17 protein-coding genes, 1 tRNA gene and 1 pseudogene are annotated in these 17,920 nt (G+C 50.7%); 16 read left to right on the forward strand and 3 right to left on the reverse strand.

Going from position 1 to position 17,920, the window contains the following annotated elements; translation table 11 throughout:
* Positions 1 to 39: 39 nt before the first annotated feature.
* Together trmB and ACRQV7_RS09845 are read right to left on the reverse strand one after the other, a co-directional pair.
* On the reverse strand, positions 40 to 702 hold the full coding sequence (gene trmB / locus ACRQV7_RS09840) for a tRNA (guanosine(46)-N7)-methyltransferase TrmB (protein WP_444657990.1): 663 nt from the start codon (positions 700 to 702) through the stop codon (positions 40 to 42).
* Positions 703 to 714: 12 nt separating this feature from the next.
* Positions 715 to 1,203 carry a YbaK/EbsC family protein gene (locus tag ACRQV7_RS09845; RefSeq protein WP_444657991.1) on the reverse strand — a complete coding sequence of 163 codons (489 nt, stop codon included), beginning with the start codon at positions 1,201 to 1,203 and terminating at the stop codon, positions 715 to 717.
* 494 nt (positions 1,204 to 1,697) lie between these two features.
* On the opposite strand from ACRQV7_RS09845, the gene ACRQV7_RS09850 reads away from it, so the two are divergent.
* From ACRQV7_RS09850 to ACRQV7_RS09920, 15 genes and pseudogenes are all read left to right on the forward strand, one after another.
* Complete coding sequence (locus ACRQV7_RS09850; protein ID WP_444657992.1) at positions 1,698 to 3,965, forward strand: diguanylate cyclase domain-containing protein; 2,268 nt, start codon at positions 1,698 to 1,700, stop codon at positions 3,963 to 3,965.
* Between the two features lie 141 nt (positions 3,966 to 4,106).
* On the forward strand, positions 4,107 to 5,156 hold the full coding sequence (locus ACRQV7_RS09855; protein WP_444657993.1) for an FAD:protein FMN transferase: 1,050 nt from the start codon (positions 4,107 to 4,109) through the stop codon (positions 5,154 to 5,156).
* 114 nt (positions 5,157 to 5,270) lie between these two features.
* Positions 5,271 to 6,434, forward strand: a complete 1,164-nt coding sequence (locus tag ACRQV7_RS09860; protein WP_275718007.1) for a CdaR family transcriptional regulator — start codon at positions 5,271 to 5,273, stop codon at positions 6,432 to 6,434.
* 202 nt (positions 6,435 to 6,636) lie between these two features.
* Positions 6,637 to 8,040 carry a GntP family permease gene (locus ACRQV7_RS09865; RefSeq protein WP_275718008.1) on the forward strand — a complete coding sequence of 468 codons (1,404 nt, stop codon included), beginning with the start codon at positions 6,637 to 6,639 and terminating at the stop codon, positions 8,038 to 8,040.
* A gap of 105 nt (positions 8,041 to 8,145) precedes the next feature.
* Positions 8,146 to 9,276 (forward strand): glycerate kinase family protein, encoded by a 1,131-nt coding sequence (locus ACRQV7_RS09870; RefSeq protein ID WP_275718009.1) that lies wholly within the window; start codon positions 8,146 to 8,148, stop codon positions 9,274 to 9,276.
* Positions 9,277 to 9,302: 26 nt separating this feature from the next.
* The gene (locus ACRQV7_RS09875; RefSeq protein WP_275718010.1) at positions 9,303 to 9,578 is read left to right on the forward strand and encodes a sugar diacid recognition domain-containing protein; all 276 of its coding nucleotides are present in this window, start codon (positions 9,303 to 9,305) and stop codon (positions 9,576 to 9,578) included.
* A gap of 150 nt (positions 9,579 to 9,728) precedes the next feature.
* Positions 9,729 to 9,917 (forward strand): annotated as a pseudogene (locus ACRQV7_RS09880) (transposase); the annotation flags it as partial.
* Positions 9,917 to 10,111, forward strand: a complete 195-nt coding sequence (locus ACRQV7_RS09885; protein ID WP_444657994.1) for a hypothetical protein — start codon at positions 9,917 to 9,919, stop codon at positions 10,109 to 10,111. The pseudogene ACRQV7_RS09880 and the gene ACRQV7_RS09885, both read left to right, overlap by 1 nt.
* Before the next feature lie 173 nt (positions 10,112 to 10,284).
* On the forward strand, positions 10,285 to 11,625 hold the full coding sequence (rsxC, locus tag ACRQV7_RS09890) for an electron transport complex subunit RsxC (RefSeq protein WP_444657995.1): 1,341 nt from the start codon (positions 10,285 to 10,287) through the stop codon (positions 11,623 to 11,625).
* The gene (locus ACRQV7_RS09895; protein ID WP_444657996.1) at positions 11,625 to 12,578 is read left to right on the forward strand and encodes an RnfABCDGE type electron transport complex subunit D; all 954 of its coding nucleotides are present in this window, start codon (positions 11,625 to 11,627) and stop codon (positions 12,576 to 12,578) included. Before rsxC ends, ACRQV7_RS09895 begins: the two co-directional genes overlap by 1 nt.
* A complete protein-coding gene (locus ACRQV7_RS09900; protein WP_444657997.1) occupies positions 12,568 to 13,122 on the forward strand; it encodes an FMN-binding protein in 555 nt (184 codons plus the stop codon). The genes ACRQV7_RS09895 and ACRQV7_RS09900 overlap by 11 nt, the downstream gene beginning before the upstream one ends.
* A gap of 1 nt (position 13,123) precedes the next feature.
* Positions 13,124 to 13,813 (forward strand): electron transport complex subunit RsxE, encoded by a 690-nt coding sequence (gene rsxE, locus ACRQV7_RS09905; RefSeq protein WP_444657998.1) that lies wholly within the window; start codon positions 13,124 to 13,126, stop codon positions 13,811 to 13,813.
* Positions 13,810 to 14,418: an electron transport complex protein RnfA gene (locus tag ACRQV7_RS09910; RefSeq protein ID WP_444657999.1), complete on the forward strand. Its 609-nt coding sequence runs from the start codon at positions 13,810 to 13,812 to the stop codon at positions 14,416 to 14,418. The genes rsxE and ACRQV7_RS09910 overlap by 4 nt, the downstream gene beginning before the upstream one ends.
* 11 nt (positions 14,419 to 14,429) lie before the next feature.
* On the forward strand, positions 14,430 to 15,224 hold the full coding sequence (locus ACRQV7_RS09915; RefSeq protein ID WP_444658000.1) for an RnfABCDGE type electron transport complex subunit B: 795 nt from the start codon (positions 14,430 to 14,432) through the stop codon (positions 15,222 to 15,224).
* A gap of 123 nt (positions 15,225 to 15,347) precedes the next feature.
* Positions 15,348 to 15,434 (forward strand) — tRNA-Leu (locus ACRQV7_RS09920).
* 507 nt (positions 15,435 to 15,941) lie between these two features.
* On the opposite strand, the gene ACRQV7_RS09925 is transcribed toward ACRQV7_RS09920, so the two are convergent.
* On the reverse strand, positions 15,942 to 16,352 hold the full coding sequence (locus ACRQV7_RS09925) for a hypothetical protein (RefSeq protein WP_444658001.1): 411 nt from the start codon (positions 16,350 to 16,352) through the stop codon (positions 15,942 to 15,944).
* Between the two features lie 443 nt (positions 16,353 to 16,795).
* On the opposite strand from ACRQV7_RS09925, the gene ACRQV7_RS09930 reads away from it, so the two are divergent.
* Positions 16,796 to 17,917, forward strand: a complete 1,122-nt coding sequence (locus tag ACRQV7_RS09930; RefSeq protein ID WP_444658002.1) for a 2-aminoethylphosphonate aminotransferase — start codon at positions 16,796 to 16,798, stop codon at positions 17,915 to 17,917.
* Positions 17,918 to 17,920: the final 3 nt, after the last annotated feature.

Raw genomic sequence — 17,920 nt, forward strand, 5'->3', positions numbered from 1 at the left:
ATTTGTCAATGCATATTGCAAAAATAAATAAAACAAATCTTATTCTCCCGTCCACCGGGCGACAAGCGCCTTGATTTTTATACCCTTTTCCATGAACATTTTTTCATGTTCGGTCAGCGTATTTCCCTGCTGACCGCCGCCGTGCAGGTCGTAGGTCACAGACAGAATCGTAAACCCGCTTTCTTCAAAGTACACCAGCGAATCGTCAAAAAGGGCGCCGTCATCGGTTTTAAAGTGGATTTCTCCGCCCTTTTCCAGAATCTGCTTGTAATTTTCAAGCTGGCGGGGATAGGTCAGCCGCCGTTTGTGATGCTTGGCCTTCGGCCACGGGTTGCAGAAATGAATATAGATTCTTTCCACCGTATCTTCGGCATTCATCACGGTGAGAATCCGCTCAATATCCTGTGCCATCAGCACGACGTTGTCCGGCTCTGCGTTCCGCTCCCGGAACGCCTGTTCAATATTCCGTTTGGCCGGGCCGAGAACGGCATCCTTCAAATCGATTCCCATATAATTGATCTGCGGATTTTGCGGGGCAAGCCCGGCGAGAAAAAGGCCCTTTCCGCAGCCAAGCTCCAGATGGATGGGCTGCCGCCGCCGGAAAAAGCTGTGCCATTTTCCAATATACTGTGCGGGATTGCGGACAAAAAAGCCGCACGCATCCAGCTCGGGCGCGGCCCACGGTTTATTGCGCATTCTCATGACGGTAAACCCCTATCCTTTTCCCTGAAGATCCTGCCAGTTTTTGCAGACGTCCACCCATTTCACGCTTTGGGAAACGTGGAAAAGCTCGTCACAGCTCAGCTCCACGCAGGAGCTTGCGCTGCCGCCCGCGGGGAAAACTTTGGAGAAGCGTTTCAGCGAAACGTCGCAGTACACCTTTGCGCAGGGCGGATTTCCAAACGGGCAGACGCCCCCTACCTTGTACCCGGTCAGCTGCTCCACCTCGTCGGGAGCAAGCATTTTCGCCTTTGTGCCGAACTCTGCCTTGAATTTTGCGTTGTCCACCTTGGCGTCTCCCGCAGCGACGACAATCACGCAACCGCCGCCGCTGTGAAAAGAGATCGACTTTGCAATGCGTGCTTCCTCAACATTCAGTGCCTGTGCGGCCAGTTCCACCGTCGCGCTCGAAACCGAAAATTCGTGCAGGCGGTCTTCCATCCCGTATAATTTTAAATAGTCCTTTACTTTCTGAACCGACATCATTTCCTCCGGCTTTCCGATATTATTGATAGGTACCTATCCGAGCATGTCGAAAACATGCGGACTGTCAAAAATCGCGGGATTTCCCCGCTGTATTCCGATCAATTATTGAATTCTTATAGTATAGCATACTGCGTAAAAGTAAAAAGTATTTTTATTCAAATTTGTAATAAAACACAAATTTCAACGAATTTTTTTTCGTTTTATGTATCTGTTTCCCTATGCCGGAAATCCGGAAATTTCCGCTTCCCAGCCGCATTGGCGGCAAACCGGACAGCCCGCATAATGACGCCGTCCTTTGCATAAAGATTATCACCCGCGAAGAGCACGGCGTACCCTGAATCCCCTTTTTTCGTTAGATTATTACAATTTATTACTTTTATATAATTATTTTTATGAAAATAAATCATTGTACACGAAAATAAAATAGTGTATATTTTATTTATTGTCATCTGCTGTTTTTTCAATCGTGCTATTGGAAAGGACGTGAGCATGTGAAAACAAATCCAAAGCTGAAAACGGTTTTGATTCTTGCCATTTCCTGCTCTGTCCTGACTACTTCCTTCACTGTGTTTGCCTTTCAGCTGAAAAAAGATATCCGGAATTTTGCCGATCAGGAAATTGAGAAAAGCGAACAACAGAATTCCGCGGCATTGTCCGGCCAGTTCCGCGAAAAATTTGCGGTTTTAGGCTCTCTGGCGTCTTTGATCGGCAGCAGGGAGGTTCAAAACGACCCAACCGTTACACAGGCGATGCACTCTTTGACAAAAAGCGGCGCGTTCGTACAGACCGCCATCGCGGATTTAAACGGCGACAGCACTTCGGACAGCGGCGAAAAAAGCAATGTGGCGGAATATGATTTCTTTAAAAAATCCTTAAATGGTCAAAAGGCAGTCTGCGACTCCTTTGCTTTTTACGGCAAAAAGAGCCTGCTTTTTTCCGTGCCGGTCTATCGAAAGGAAGCCGTAGCTGGCGTCCTGATAGGGATTTCCGACACCGGGCCGCTGACGGACGCCCTCAGCACAGCCGTATACGGCGGCGCCGGCTCCCGCCTTTTGCTCGGGCGCGACGGCAGCGTCATTCTTCAGTCGGACACGCCGTTTGACAGCAAGGAGGAAAATCTGTTCTCCTGTCTGCTGAACAGAAACCAGGGCAACCGGGACAGCATTGACCGCATCCGCGGGATCATGGACCGCTCGGAAAGCGGTGCCGTGGAGTACGGGACCGGCGGTTCTTACGGTTATCTTTACTTTGCTCCTGTTGCGGGGACGGACTGGTACCTGGCCGCCGCGGTCCCGGATACCGCGGTTTTTTCCAGATTCGGGCGTCTTCTTCTGCTGTGCGCAATTCCTGTGGCGGGAACCGCGCTGACTTTTCTTCTGCTTGGAACTTACTTCGTCGTTCTGCTGCGCCGGAAAAACGCCGACGTCAGAAAAGGGATTCAGGAACTGAAAGCGCTGACCGCCAATATCCCCGGCTGCGTGCAGCACTGCAAATACGACGGCTTTCTCACGATCGTGTACTGCAGCGACGGCTTTCCGCAGCTGACCGGATATACCCCGGAAGAAATCGGGCGGTTCTTTCACAACCGGTTCCTCCTCATGGTTTATGAGCCCGACCGCGAGGTCATTCAGCGGAGCATAGACGCCCAGCTTCAGAACGGCAGCGTCATTGACGTGCAGTACCGTCTGTTAAGAAAGGACGGCTCCCTGATCTGGGTTCTCGACAAGGGACAGCTGATGGCCGAAAGCGGCATGGAGCCCGAGCTTTACTGCCTGCTGACGGACATCACCGACCAACGGGAAATCATGCAGGAGCTGGAAATCAGCAATGGACGATATCAAATCGTACTGGACCAGTCGGACAGTATGATTTTTGAATACGACATCGTCAACGGGACGGTATCCAACAGCACAAGCGGCCTTTCTGTGTTCGGAAGCGGCGGCGCAATCCGGAACTTTCCCGACAGCGTGCTGGAAAGCGAAATGATTCACCCCGACGACCTTGACCTGTTCCGCTCCATGTTTACCGGCGTCAAAAACGGAGCGCACAGCGCGGAAGGCGAATGCCGGCTGAAAGACCGGCAGGGCTCCTATCTCTGGTACAGCATGAAGATCACTACGATTTTTAATCAGAACGGCGAACCGGTCCGGGCTATCGGCAGGATCAGCGACATCACCTGCCAGAAGGAAGCCACCCAAAAGCTGGTGCAGAAAGCGCAGCGCGACGGGCTGACCGGGCTGCTGAACAAATCCGCCACAAAAGCGTATATTGAGCAGGCGCTGGTCGGCAACGAGCTTTGCGCACTGTACATCATCGACGTCGATCATTTCAAGGATATCAACGACCATCTTGGACATATGTTCGGCGACGCGGTGCTGGCGGAAATCGGCGGCAAGCTGAAAAAGCTGTTCCGCACCTCCGACGTGGTGGGACGTGTCGGCGGGGATGAATTCATGGTGCTTCTGAAAAGCATCGGCGACCTGTCCCTGGTGGCCGAAAAGGCAGACGCCATTCACCAGAGCCTGCAGCAGACTTTCGAGAACGGGCCGAAACAGTATTCCATCTCCGGCAGCATCGGTATCGCGGTTTACCCGAAAGACGGCAGGACCTACGCGGACTTATATAAAAAGGCGGATGCCGCCCTTTACGAAGCGAAGCGCTGCGGCAGAAGCAGGTTTGTCATTTTTGACGGTGGGCTTGAAACATCCGGGTACGTAAACGGCGCTCCCAAACAATATGATTCCCTTTCCCCCCAGTGAAAACAATCGGAAAACCACAGGAAGCCAGCTTCCGGCAACAACTGCGCCGGTGACTGGCTTCCCTTTTCATAAATCCGCGAAATTCTTGAAATAACCACAAATCGTGATATAATTCTAAGCAGTTATGCAAGGGAGGAAACAATGGATAGAAACAAAAAAATCATTCTGACGCTCAGCGTCCTGCTGACCGCCGTCATCGTCTGTCTGGCCTTCCTCTGGATCAGATTCGGACAGCGCGCGGACAGCTACGAATGTACGAACTTCGCAATGGGAACTTATGTCCAGCAGACCGTTTATGGGAAAAACGCGGAGACGGCGGCAACCGCTGCCGCTAAAAAAATAGGTGAGCTGGAAAACCTGATTTCGTGGAGAATCGCGGATTCCGATATCGACAGGCTGAATCAGGCTTCCGGCTCCAGCTGGGTCAGGCTCGACGCGAGGACCATCGCTCTGCTTCAAAAAAGCCTTACCGTCGCTCAGAAGTCCGGCGGGGCCTTTGACCCTACCATCTTGCCGATTACCTCCCTATGGGATTTCGGAGGAGAGAACCAGCGTGTTCCCTCTAAGGCGGAAATCGATACCTATTTGAAATACGTGGATTATAACAATTTAAGAGTAAACCCAAAGGATTCCGCCGCGTCCCTGAAGCTGCACTATACCGCGGTCGAGCTGGGCGCGATCGGAAAGGGCGCCGCCTGTGACGAAGCAGTCGCCGCCTACCGGCAGGCCGGAGCGGACTGCGGAATCGTCGCCGTCGGCGGCAGCGTGGGAGTATTCGGCACCAAGCAGGACAAATCGCCCTGGCGTGTGGCGGTGCGCGATCCCCGCAGCTCCGAAGCGCAGAGTGCTTCCATGGGCACAATTGACCTGGCCTCCGGTTTTGTGTCCACTTCCGGTACATACGAAAAGAATTTTACGGAAAGCGGCGTTACCTATCATCATCTTTTAAACCCGAAAACCGGCTACCCGGAAAACAACGGCCTGCTTTCCGTCACGGTAGTCTGTGACAACGGCGCGCTGAGCGACGCGCTTTCCACCGCCTGTTTTGTTTTGGGAAAAGAGAAGGGGACCGCTCTTCTGAAGGAATACAACGCCGGCGGAATCTTTATCAACAGCGATCATCAGGTATTCGTCACGGATAATCTTGTAAATTCTTTTAAAATTGTCGAAAAGCAATATATTTTGAAATAAAACGAGTTAAAATTCAGAATATTAAAATCTTTATAACCTGTATTCTAAGGCTTTGCTTCGTAAGGTGGTATACCAAAGTAAGAATCAATCACACAGGATAAAGGAGAATTCAAAATGCATATTTCCACTCAAAGTGCACAGCAAATTGTGAACGAGATAAGTACTATTGTCAAGCAGCATGTAAATATGATGGATGCACAAGGTTATATTATTGCCAGTACCGATTCGAGCCGTGTAGGGAATTACCACGAAGGTGCAAAAAAGATCATTGACGAGCATCTTACGGAATTTTATGTGACTCCCGAAACAGAAACTCCTTTCACCCGCGCCGGACTCAATCTTCCCATAATCATCAACGGTGAGACCATCGGCGTTATAGGCATCACCGGCGGGTACGAGCAGGTTTTTAACTATGGGCAGATTGTAAAAAAAATGACGGAAATTCTGGTGCGGGAAAGCTACGCCCGGGAGCAGGAGCGGTTTGACAAGAAGATTGAAAGCCGTTTTTTGGAAGACTGGATTCTGGGTACAGGCGCAGAGTTGGGCCACGCCTTTATTGAAAGGGGCGTCGCACTGCACATTGACATCACCCGTCCAAGGCGGGTCATGGTGCTGCGGCTTGCAGACTTTCAACGCCTTGCCGGCACCGGAGAGGGGCAGAAGGTGATTGAAAAGATAGAGCAGGCTGTCCGTCAGTTTATCTGTGAGGAACCGGGAAATGTCTATTTGCGCCTTACTACGAAGCAAATTTGTTTGGTAATGCCTCGCAGTGACATTCAGATGCGTGCATTAGCAGAAAAACTTTGTCAACATATCCATAGTTTATTTGATGTGACGCTTTTCGCGGGAATTGACAATGGGGAAACCGGTACAACTGACGTCCGAGGCGCCTATATCAAGGCCAATAAAGCATCTCATGCCTGTAACGTGCCCGCTTACTGCATTATGCTGTACGACCAAATTAACATGGAAATATTCATGGAGGAGATTCCAAAGGTATTGAAAGAAGAATACCTGCGTAAAATATTTGCAGGCTGCAGCTTTGAAAAAATGCGTAACTGGATTGCTATTTTAGAAGTTTACTTTCATGCCGAAGGTTCCATCCGCTTATCGGCTGAAAGGTTGTTCATGCATAAGAACACCCTACAATACAAACTGAAGAAACTGGAAGAATGTACCGGTTATGACGTGCGCCTTCCCAGTAACAGCGCAATTTTTTATATTGCTGTTTTGTTTTTTCGGGATATTCAAAAAGAATTGCTTATTTTGGGCAATTAATACAATAGAACTGATGATTTTTTAATTATGATGTTATGGGTAATATAAATTCAAGGCTAATTGTGTTATATAGTACATATACAATCTTTCCGCAATGTTATAATATAGGTTAAAGAAAGAGAGTTTGTGCAAAGATTTTAGGAAAATTGCCGAACTCGCGAAAGCTGTTATAAGCTTGAATACATTGTAGGAGGGTAATTTTATGTCTGGAATCGGTCTAATTATTGCGTTTGTTATTGCGATCATTGTAATGATACTGGCAATTTCAAAGCTGAAAGTCCATCCATTTTTGTCCATCATGAGCGTATCCCTTATTTTGGGACTTGTTGCGGGAATTCCACTGACAGATGTCGAACAAGCCGACGGTACGGTGGTGCAGGGTCTGGCCAACGTAATCGGCGCAGGCTTCAGCGGTACATTCACCAGTATCGGTATTGTAATTATTTTGGGTGCCCTGATCGGCACTATCCTTGAGGCGACGGGCGCGGCTTTTAAGCTGGCTGATATGGTTATCAAATTGGTTGGGCCCGACCATCCCGACCTTGCCATGCTGCTTATGGGCTGGGTTGTGTCAATCCCTGTGTTCTGTGACAGCGGCTTTGTCATCTTAAACCCAATTCGCAAAGCTTTGGTACAGCGTACCCGCAAAAGCAGCGTTGCTATGACGGTTTGTCTGTCGGCCGGTTTGTATGCTTCTCATGTATTCATACCTCCAACGCCGGGGCCAATCGCGGCTGCCAATACCCTTGGCATTGGCAACAATCTGCTTTTAGTAATGGGTATGGGTGCCCTTGTCTCTATTCCAGCTCTTGTGGCAGCTTATTTTTATTCCAAATACATCAGTAAAAAAGTGAAAGCCGCTGATGAGTATGATGCGAAGGCAGCGGACGGCGAAATCATAAAGACCTATGAGCAAGTCGTCGCAGAATACGGCCGTCTGCCAAACGGGGCCCTTGCACTTAGCCCAATCATTGTTCCCGTTTTGCTTATGGCTCTCGGTTCCATTGCTTCTATGTCCAAATGGACCGGTTCAGCGCTCATCATGTGTACGTTCCTCGGCACTCCCATTATCGCCCTTGCCATAGGAACCCTGTTTGGCGTATGGCTGCTGGTGGACACCAAACAAATGAAAAAGTTCTACAATATCACCGATGAAACTTTAAAAACCGTTGGGCCGATCCTGTTTGTCACCGCAGCGGGCGGCGTGCTTGGCAAGGTGATTGCCGTATCCGGTATGGTACAGTTCATCACATCCAATGCATCGCTTTTGCAGACAGTAGGCATCTTCTTCCCGTTCCTTTTGGCAGCTATCCTCAAATCTGCGCAAGGTTCCTCAACCGTTGCTATTACAACCACAGCCGGCATCATGGCTCCGCTGATGGATCTTATGGGGCTGGGGGTGCCTGTTCTGAGCGCTCTTACCGTGATGGCCATCGGCGCCGGTGCAATGACCGTCTCCCATGCAAACGACTCCTATTTCTGGGTTGTTACCAATTTTGGCGCATTGAAGCCGGAACAGGGTTACAAAACACAAACTATGGTTACTTTGGTTGAAGGTGTTGCCGCAATGGCAGGCGTTTTTGTCCTATCGCTCTTTTTACATTAAATTGCCCATTCGGCTTTTACGATACTATTTCTGGGACGGTAAGAGAGATTACCGTCCCAATGCTTTTAACCCTGTAACCACACACAAAGGAGAACGGAGAACATTATGAAAAAGGTCTTACTAATCCCTGATTCTTTTAAGGGGACGATGTCGTCCAGTGAAATATGCACCATTATGGAAAAGTCCATTCATCGTTATTACCCCCATGCGGAAATAATCAGCATTCCAGTGGCAGACGGCGGTGAGGGAAGTGTGGAATCCTTTTTAACTGCCGTTGGGGGTGAAAAGGTGCAGCTTTCTGTAAAAGGACCCTATTTTGAAGAGGTACAGAGCTTTTACGGGTGTTTGCCTGACCATACTGCAGTAGTGGAAATGGCTGCCGCGGCAGGTCTGCCTCTGGCAGGGGATAATCGACATGCAGAAAAAACCACAACCTACGGTGTCGGTCAGTTGATAGAGCATGCGGCAAAGGCGGGCTGTAAAAAAATTATTGTCGGTCTTGGCGGCAGTGCTACCAATGACGGGGGCGCAGGTGCTGCGGCTGCGTTAGGTGTCCGCTTTATGAATGCAGAAGGCCAATCTTTTATCCCTGTCGGCGAAACTTTATGCAACATTGCTTCAATTGACGTCAGCGGACTCAGCCCGGCTCTTGCGGGAGTAGAGTTGATCACGATGTGCGATATTGACAACCCTCTGTGCGGACCCCAGGGCGCCGCAGCGGTATTCGGACCGCAAAAAGGTGCAGATGAGGCGATGGTAAAAGTGCTGGATGGCAATCTTACGCATATGGCAGCGGTGGTAAAAAGAGATCTGGGGAAAGACATCATTCATCTTGCAGGCGCCGGCGCCGCAGGCGGAATGGGCGGCGGTATGGTGGCTTTTTTCGGCAGCAGGCTGCAAATGGGCATTGAAACCGTGCTGGATACGGTTCATTTCAATTCGCTTCTTGAAGGCGCGGATTTGGTATTTACTGGCGAGGGTAAAATCGATTTTCAATCGCTGCGCGGCAAGGTAGTGATCGGTGTAGCACGCCGCGCAAAAGAAAAGGGAGTCCCCGTTATCGCCGTTGTGGGTGATATTGGTGATAATATTGAAGGAATGTACGATCAGGGGGTCAATGCCATTTTCAGTATCAATCGTGTTGCGGTACCGTTTGACGAAGCAAAAAAGCGCAGCAGGAGCGACCTCATGCTTACTATGGATAACCTTATGCGCCTTATTTCACTGGTTGGGTAATTATCTGCCATGGAAAAATTCAGTTAATAAAAAATGTAAACTTTATGGGTGAAGGCGGAGTTATCATCACAACAATGCAGCCGGCACGACGGGGACAAGTTCATGAAGGTGCAAGGAGAATTATGTCCGGAGAAATTGATGAACTTGCCATTGGTATGGAGGATGCAAAAAAATTACAGGGCACATTACTCGGCTACAATAGGGTTGTTGCCTGTATAAGCAAAGCGAATAGGCTGTATCGGCCTGTCAGGATACCCGAAAAAAATGCGTCCGTTTCAGCATCTGGCAACTATCATTGTTAGGAAAGAGTTTGAAAAGTTCCAGGCGACAAACCGCAAACAAGAAGTTCTTGCGAATGTCGTAGGCGAAATTGATAAACATCGTCTGCCCTACAAGAAATATCTGCCGGGAGCGAAGATTTTTTTCAGCATTCAAAGAAATTGAAGATATGACGAATCTATCTGGTTCAAAATCTGTACAACCGGTCGGACATGGCGACCATGACGCAAGTCATCGACAGCCGCGCCTTTTCGGAATTTTGCGGAGTGGAATCAAGCAATCAGGCGCCGGATGGAGATACCATCGGGCGGTTCCGCGCGCTGTTAGTGGAGCACGGCCTGCAGGAAAAGCTGTTTGCACGGTGGTCTGTGACAACGGCGCGCTGAGCGACGCGCTTTCCACCGCCTGTTTTGTTTTGGGAAAAGAGAAGGGGACCGCTCTTCTGAAGGAATACAACGCCGGCGGAATCTTTATCAACAGCGATCATCAGGTATTCGTCACTGATAATCTTGTAAATTCTTTTAAAATTGTCGAAAAGCAATATATTTTGAAATAAAACGAGTTAAAATCAGAATATTAAGATCTTTATGTTCTATATTCTCAAACACATTCCGGCAACATTCGTTTCCCGCAGCACGTCTGTGGACAAACTCTGCAGGCGTGTTTTTCATGGATATCAGAACCGTTTACCGGTCTGATAACAGATGAGTAAAATATGGAGGAAAAAACATGGAATTGACATTTCCGGCCAAGCCATTCAAAACGCATGGCGGTGCGGACGTTCCCCACAATAAGAACACGGCGCAGGCTGAGTCCGCCGTGATGCCGCCTCCGGCACAGGTGGTGCTGCCCATGCAGCAGCATGCAGGCGCTCCCTGCGCTCCGCTTGTAAAAGTTGGCGAAACCGTTCTGGTGGGACAGAAAATTGCGGACAGCGGCGCATTCATCAGCGCTCCGATTCATGCGAGCGTCTCAGGCAGAGTCAGCGCGATCAAAAAGGTCATGCTGCCCGGCGGACAGTACACCGACGCGGTTGTCATCGACTCCGACGGTCAGATGGCCGTTTCCCCGGACGTAAAACCGCCGGCAACGGAAACGCCGGAAGCGTTTACGAAGGCGATCCGGGAATCGGGGCTGGTAGGACTTGGCGGCGCGGGGTTCCCGGCGCACGTAAAGCTCCATGTTCCAAAGGATAAAAAGCTCGATACCATGATTGTCAACGCGGCGGAATGCGAACCGTACATAACAGCGGACAATCGCGAGGCGATTGAAAATTCCTGGGACGTGCTTTCGGGGATTTACGCCGTTGCAGATCTGTTAAAGCTGGAACGCGTGATCATTGCCGTGGAAGACAACAAGCCGGACGTCATTGAAATTCTGAAAAAAATCGCGGACAGCAAAACAAATGACCCGGAAGACCGCGTGCGCATTCTTCCCCTGCACGCGCGTTATCCGCAGGGCGCTGAAAAGGTACTGATCAAGGCCTGTACGGACCGCGAAATCCCGATGGGAAAGCTGCCCGCCGACGTGGGCTGCCTCGTGATGAACATTACCTCTGTTTCCTTTATTGCCAAATACCTGAAAACAGGGATGCCGCTTGTGACAAAGCGGGTCACCGTCGACGGGTCGGCGATCCGGAATCCACAGAATGTCATTGTCCCGATCGGCACAAAGATCGCCGACATGATTGAATTCTGCGGCGGGTACCGGTCGGAGCCGAAAAAACTTTTAATGGGCGGCCCCATGATGGGTCTTGCCCTGGCCAGCGACGAGCTTCCAGTATTGAAGCAAAACAACGGCATCCTCGCGTTCGGAGAAAAGGAAGCCCGGATGAACGCGCCGACCGCCTGCATCCGCTGCGGCCGCTGTGTGGACGGCTGTCCTATGAATCTGATCCCCACGCAGCTTGAAAAATACTCCAATGCCAAGGATGTTGAAAAGCTTCAGGAATATGACGTCATGACCTGCATGGAATGCGGCACCTGCGCCTTCAGCTGCCCGGCGGGCAGACCTCTTGTACAGGCCATCCGGCTCGGCAAGGGACTGGTAAAAGCGGGAGGTAAAAAATAATGGCAGAGAAACTGATCGTATCGTCCTCTCCCCATATCAGAAGCGGCGTGACGACCCGCAAAATCATGCTGGACGTCATCATTGCGCTGACTCCGGCGGCAATCGCTTCCGTGATTATCTTCGGATTCAAGGCCCTCGTGCTGATCCTTTGTTCCGTTGCTTCCTGCGTCCTCAGCGAATATGTCTGCAGAAAGGTCATGAAGCGTGAAAACACCATCGGCGACCTGAGCGCCGTAGTAACCGGAATCCTCCTTGCATTTAACGTACCCGTGGGCGTCAGCCCGTTCATTGTCATCTTCGGCGGAATTGCCGCCATTGTGGTGGTAAAGCAGATGTTCGGCGGAATCGGGCAGAACTTTGTGAACCCGGCGCTGACCGCGCGCATTATCCTGATGTCCTCCTTCCCCGCCCAGATGAGCAGCTGGAACGCCCCGTTTTATTATCTGCACAGCACCGACGCGATGACCACCGCTTCCCCGCTCGGCATCTTGAAGGAGGGCGCAAGCGGCACCATGCCGACGCTGCTCAATATGCTGGTCGGCGCCCGCGCGGGATGTCTTGGGGAAACCTGCGCGGTGGCGCTGATTCTCGGCGGTATCTACCTGGTGGTGCGCGGGGTCATCAGCCCCGTCATCCCGCTGTGCTATATCGGCTCCGTCGCCGTGATCTCCCTGATTGCGGGAAGGAACGTTCTGTTCGACCTGCTCGCGGGCGGCCTGCTGCTCGGCGCCATCTTCATGGCGACCGATTACGCTACCTCCCCGATCAACCTGAAGGGCAAGATCGTCTTTGCCGTCGGCGCGGGCGTCATTACCATGCTGATCCGTGTTTTCGGTCAGCTTCCGGAAGGCGTGTCCTTCTCCATCATCCTGATGAACCTTCTGGTGCCGCATATCGAACGCTTGACACGTCCCAGGGCATTTGGAAAGGAGCGTGTGAAAGTTGAAGATTGACACAAAAGAGGTGCTCACCCCCGCCCTCACACTGTTTGTGATCTGTTTGGTCACCGCGGTCCTGCTGGCGGGCACAAACCTGATGACGCGCGATAAAATCGTGGAGATCAACCAACAGTCCGAATCCGCTTCCCGCCAGCTTGTGCTTCCTTCCGCGAAGGATTTTGAGAATTCCAAAGACGGTACGTACGCGATCGGCAAAAACGGAAACTCGCTTGCCGGATATGTGTTTACCACCAAGACAAAAAGCTACGGCGGCGATCTGAAGGTGATGACCGGCATTGACAAGGATGGCAAGATCACCGGCGTCGTCCTGCTGGCCATCGGCGATACGCCGGGCCTCGGCCTGAACGCGGAAAAAGAAAGTTTTCGCGTTCAGTACAAAAAGGCCGTCCCCGAAAACGGATTTGAAGTCATTAAATCCGGCACGGCTTCGGACACGCAGATCGAGGCGATGACGGGCGCTACCATAACGAGTAAAGCCGTCACCGCATGCGTGAACGACGCGATTAAAGAATATCAAAATGTAAAGGGGGGCGAATGAAATGTCGAAAACTCCATGGCAGGAATTCAGCAAAGGCATCATCAAGGAAAATCCTGTTCTTCGCCTTGTACTCGGCACCTGCGCCACGCTTGCGCTGAGCACCTCCGCAAGCAACGCGATCGGCATGGGACTTGCCACGACCTTTGTGCTGGTGGGGTCCAATACGGTCATTTCCCTGCTGCGCAGGGTCATTCCGGATAAGGTGCGTATCCCCTGCTATATTACGCTGATCGCGGGATTCGTCACCATTGTACAGATGCTGATCGAAGCGTATTCCCCCAGCCTGAAAGCGGCGCTCGGCATCTACCTCCCCCTGATCGTCGTGAACTGCATCATTCTGGGCAGGGCCGAGATGTTCGCGAACAAAAACAAGGTCCTTCCGTCCGTTCTGGACGCCCTGGGGATGGGAGCCGGCTTTACCGCCACGCTGCTGGTGATGGGCATCATCCGCGAACTTCTGGGCGCCGGAACGGTTTTCGGATTCCCGATTACCGCCGGATTTGTATCGCCCATTATCATCTTCCTGCTCCCTCCGGGAGGCTTCTTCGTGTTCGGCATGATGATTGCGCTGGCAAACAAGCTGGCTGCTGAAAAGGGCGCCGAACCGGCTGAGCTGGGCTGCCAGAACTGTCCTCTCTGCGGAAACTGCTCCATGATGGCTGAAAAAGAAAAGGAGTGTGCGGGAAAATGATCAAAGGATTAGTCGCTATTTTTTTGGCTGCCATACTGACCGAAAACTACATCCTCAATAAATTTCTGGGCATCTGCCCTTTTCTGGGCGTTTCCAAAAAGCTCGACACCGCAACCGGCATGAGCATTGCGGTCACCGTCGTCATGGTGATTTCCACTGCGGCGACGTGGCCGATTTATACCTATGTACTGGTTCCGCTGGACCTCGCGTACTTGCAGACGATCGTGTTTATTCTGATTATTGCGGCCCTCGTTCAGTTTATTGAGACGGTATTGAAAAAATACATTCCTTCCCTGTACAATGCGCTCGGCATTTACCTCCCTCTCATTACCACTAACTGCGCCGTGCTTGGTGTAACCATGCTGGTCATTGAGAAAGGCCAGTCCGACCCGACCTTCGGCTTTATCCAGTCGCTTGTAAACGCGTTTGGCTCCGGCATCGGCTTTCTGGTGGCCATGGTTATCTTCGCGGGCGTGCGGGAAAGAATTGAAAACAACGATATTCCAAAATTCCTTCAGGGTTTGCCGATCACACTGGTTGCCGCGTCGCTGACAGCCGTGTCGTTTCTCGGCTTTCAGGGCCTTGTTGACGGCATGCTGGGTTAGGAGATGCAGATATGAATGAAATATTGACTCCGGTCCTGATTGTGGCCGGGATCGGCCTGTTGGCGGGCCTCATCCTTGCGATTGCGTCGATCGTCATGGCCGTGCCCAAGGACGAAAAGGCCGAGGCAATTCGCGATATGCTGCCGGGAGCCAACTGCGGCGCCTGCGGATATTCCGGTTGTGACGGCTACGCAAAGGCGCTGTCCTCGGGCGAGGCGAAACCCGGACTCTGCCCGGTGGGCGGTGCGGCGGTAGCCAAAGCCATTTCCGAATACCTTGGCTGCGACCTGGGCGACGTGGAATCAAAGGTGGCTTTGGTCCACTGCCTTGGCAGCTATGACAATACGACCGATAAAGTGGAGTACGAAGGAATCGCGACCTGCGCGGGAGCGGCGATCGTCGCCGGCGGCGTGGCAAGCTGTCAGTATGGCTGCATGGGCTTGGGCGACTGTATGAACGCCTGCCAATACGGCGCGATCAGTGTTTGCAACGGCGTTTCCAAAATTGACCCGGTCAAGTGCAGAGGCTGTTCCATGTGTGTAAAAGCCTGTCCGAAACACCTGATTTCGTTTGTCCCCGCGACAAAGCAGGCGGTGGTCCGATGCAGCAACTGCGACAAAGGCGCCCTGACCAGCAAAGTCTGTAAGGTCGGCTGCATCGGCTGTATGAAATGTGAAAAGACCTGTCAGCACGACGCCATTCATGTCGCAAATTCCCTTGCGGCCGTCGATCCTGCCAAATGTGTCGGCTGCGGCGACTGCGCCGGCGTTTGCCCAAGGCACTGCATTACCATGTTCGGAGTGTAAGCAATAGAATGAAAAACGGGGTGTAACCCGGCCAGCCGGGAAGCACCCCAATTTATTCGACTTTCATAAAGGTTTATATTGCTTTTTTTATAAGTTTATTATATAATATAACACGTTGTTCATGCCGGTGTGATGGAATTGGCAGACGTAGTGGACTCAAAATCCACCGGTAGCGATACCGTGCCGGTTCGAGTCCGGCCACCGGCACCAAAAAGCAGTTCGGCCCTTGTGGGCCGGGCTGCTTTTTCGCGTTGATGGCTCCATTTCCCGAACCGCGGTGCAGGTTGGGAGAAACATCAGAAAATCAGATCCTTCCGGATAAATGCAGGGACTCGCGGAACGCGGGTTCAGCGTGCCAATACCCGAGTCCGGCCACCGGCACCATCGAAAAGGCCGTAGATCTATGTCGACGGCTTTTTATTTATTCCCACTCATCCCAATCGGATAAATCAAGCCAATCTGAAACCGGGTGTTTACTGTCGCCAATGCATTGATTTAAAGAAATGTTCCTATATGAATTATATAGGTACCGTGTTTCATGATTTCTTTTTCTTATCGTTTCGGATATTAAGCTGTGAACATGTATAGAAAAGTTATTTCCCTTATACTTTTCTTTAACAGTATAACAGCAAACTATCATTTCATGAAAAAGGTCCTCAGATATCGACTCTGTTAAAAACTGAGTTATAGCAACTACAAATGCCTTTGGAAGAGCCTTCAATTCTTCTTTGAATCTCGAGACTTTGCCAAAAGCCTTTTCGTAGGGTTTTCGATATATTCTCCTTGCCAGCTCTTAGTTGTCTCGCTGTACCAGAATTCATATTTAGCAGGAAGTGCAAGCCCACGTTTTTTCAATATAGGAATGAGCTCGAGTAATCTGCGAGATCCGCTTTGTGGAAATTTTATTGATTCTCCTGCACTATCCGCTTCCAGAATACACATATTTCGGCAATTATCCGTAAGCCTAATCTGGAGGAATTTCCCTCCGAGTATACTTGAGAGTTTGCCATTCATGTTGAATTTTCCATCTTGATAGATGTTAATACAAGTTGTAGATAAGCGGTTTACAGGGGGAGCAACAACAATTGTAAAAGAATCAAGGGGAATATCTTTTTTTGTTTTATTCATCGTTTTTTCACCTCACTCGTAAGTATTTAAGCGTTATACATTTTTCTTATGATAACATAGTACTTTTAAAGACTTATCAAAAATATATTAAATAATAAATACTACTTACCGATTACCTGCAAACCATTGATATTACTCGTACCGGAAGTAAGAATGAACGGAATACTCGCACTCCGAATATCCTAAGCAGCAGATAATCAAGCTGCTTTGGCATGGCGCAGACACGGCAGGCCGTCGCAACGGAGAAGTCTTTCTTCATCGCTGTCTTCTCAATACTCATGCGACTTTCAGTTTCTTCGGGTAACCTGGAGAATACTCTGTTGGGTCAGAAAAAGGTGCCGGGTGAAGGCGTGCTCTGTTAATGAACATTTAACCTCGCAGTTGTTGACGCTAACATGGTGCCATGATAGGATGACCTTAAATTGATGAAAGAGGTGCATGGGATGCAATCGGTCAAAAGAAATATTCTTCTTACTCCCGGGCCGGCAACAACAACCGACACGGTTAAAATGGCACAGGTCGTTCCGGATATCTGCCCCAGAGAACAGGAATTCGGGAATGTCATGGAATGGATTCGCCAGCAGCTGATCCGCATTGTACATGGGGATCCCGCAAAATATACCGCCGTGCTGTTCTGCGGGTCGGGTACTATAAATATCGACGTCGCAATCAATTCGCTTTTGCCCGCGGAGAAAAAGATTCTGTTTCTGAATAACGGATTCTACAGTTCACGCGCGGTCGATGCCTGTCAGGCCTATGGGCTGCCGTATGTGGAACTGAATTTTCCGATTGACGAGCTGCCCGATCTGGAGCTTACGGAAAAAACTCTTCAGGCCAATCCCGATATTGCGATTGTATACACCACCCACAATGAAACGGGAACCGGCATCCTGAATCCTGTCAGAGAGATCGGCGCGCTGGCTCACCGGCACGGCGCCGTGTTTGTGGCCGACACAACATCCACCTACGCGCTGCTTCCCATCGACATGGAACGGGACAATATCGACTTTCTGATGGCGTCCGCCCAAAAGGGGCTGACGGCTATGGCGGGCCTTTCTTTTATTGTCGGCAACGAAGCCATGATCCGAAAGACGAAGGACTACCCCACGCGTTCCTATTATTGCAATCTTTACATGCAGTACCAATATTACAAAACGACAGGACAGATGCATTTTACGCCTCCGGTCCAGACCGTTTACGCGCTTCAGAAAGCGCTCGAGGAGTTCTGGGAGGAGGGTGAGTCCGCAAAATACGCACGCCACCGCAGGGTGTGGAAAAAAATCCATGAATGCAGCGAAAGGCTTGGGCTCCGGGACATCATACGCAAAGAGCTTCAGAGTGGGCTGGTCGTTACCTTCAAATATCCCGCGGACCCAAATTGGGATCTCGATAAAATCCACGACTATTGCTATGAGCGGGGATTCACCATTTATTCCGGCATCATTTCCGGCACGTTTCGGCTTTGCAGTCTGGGGGCGATCGATGAGCAGGATGTAGAAGATTTTTTCAGGGTTTTTGAAGCCGCGCTGCGCGTTCAAAAGATTTGCGTACCGGTTCGGTACTGAACC

Source organism: Caproiciproducens lactatisolvens, assembly GCF_052443335.1.
Classification (GTDB): Bacteria; Bacillota; Clostridia; order Oscillospirales; family Acutalibacteraceae; genus Caproiciproducens.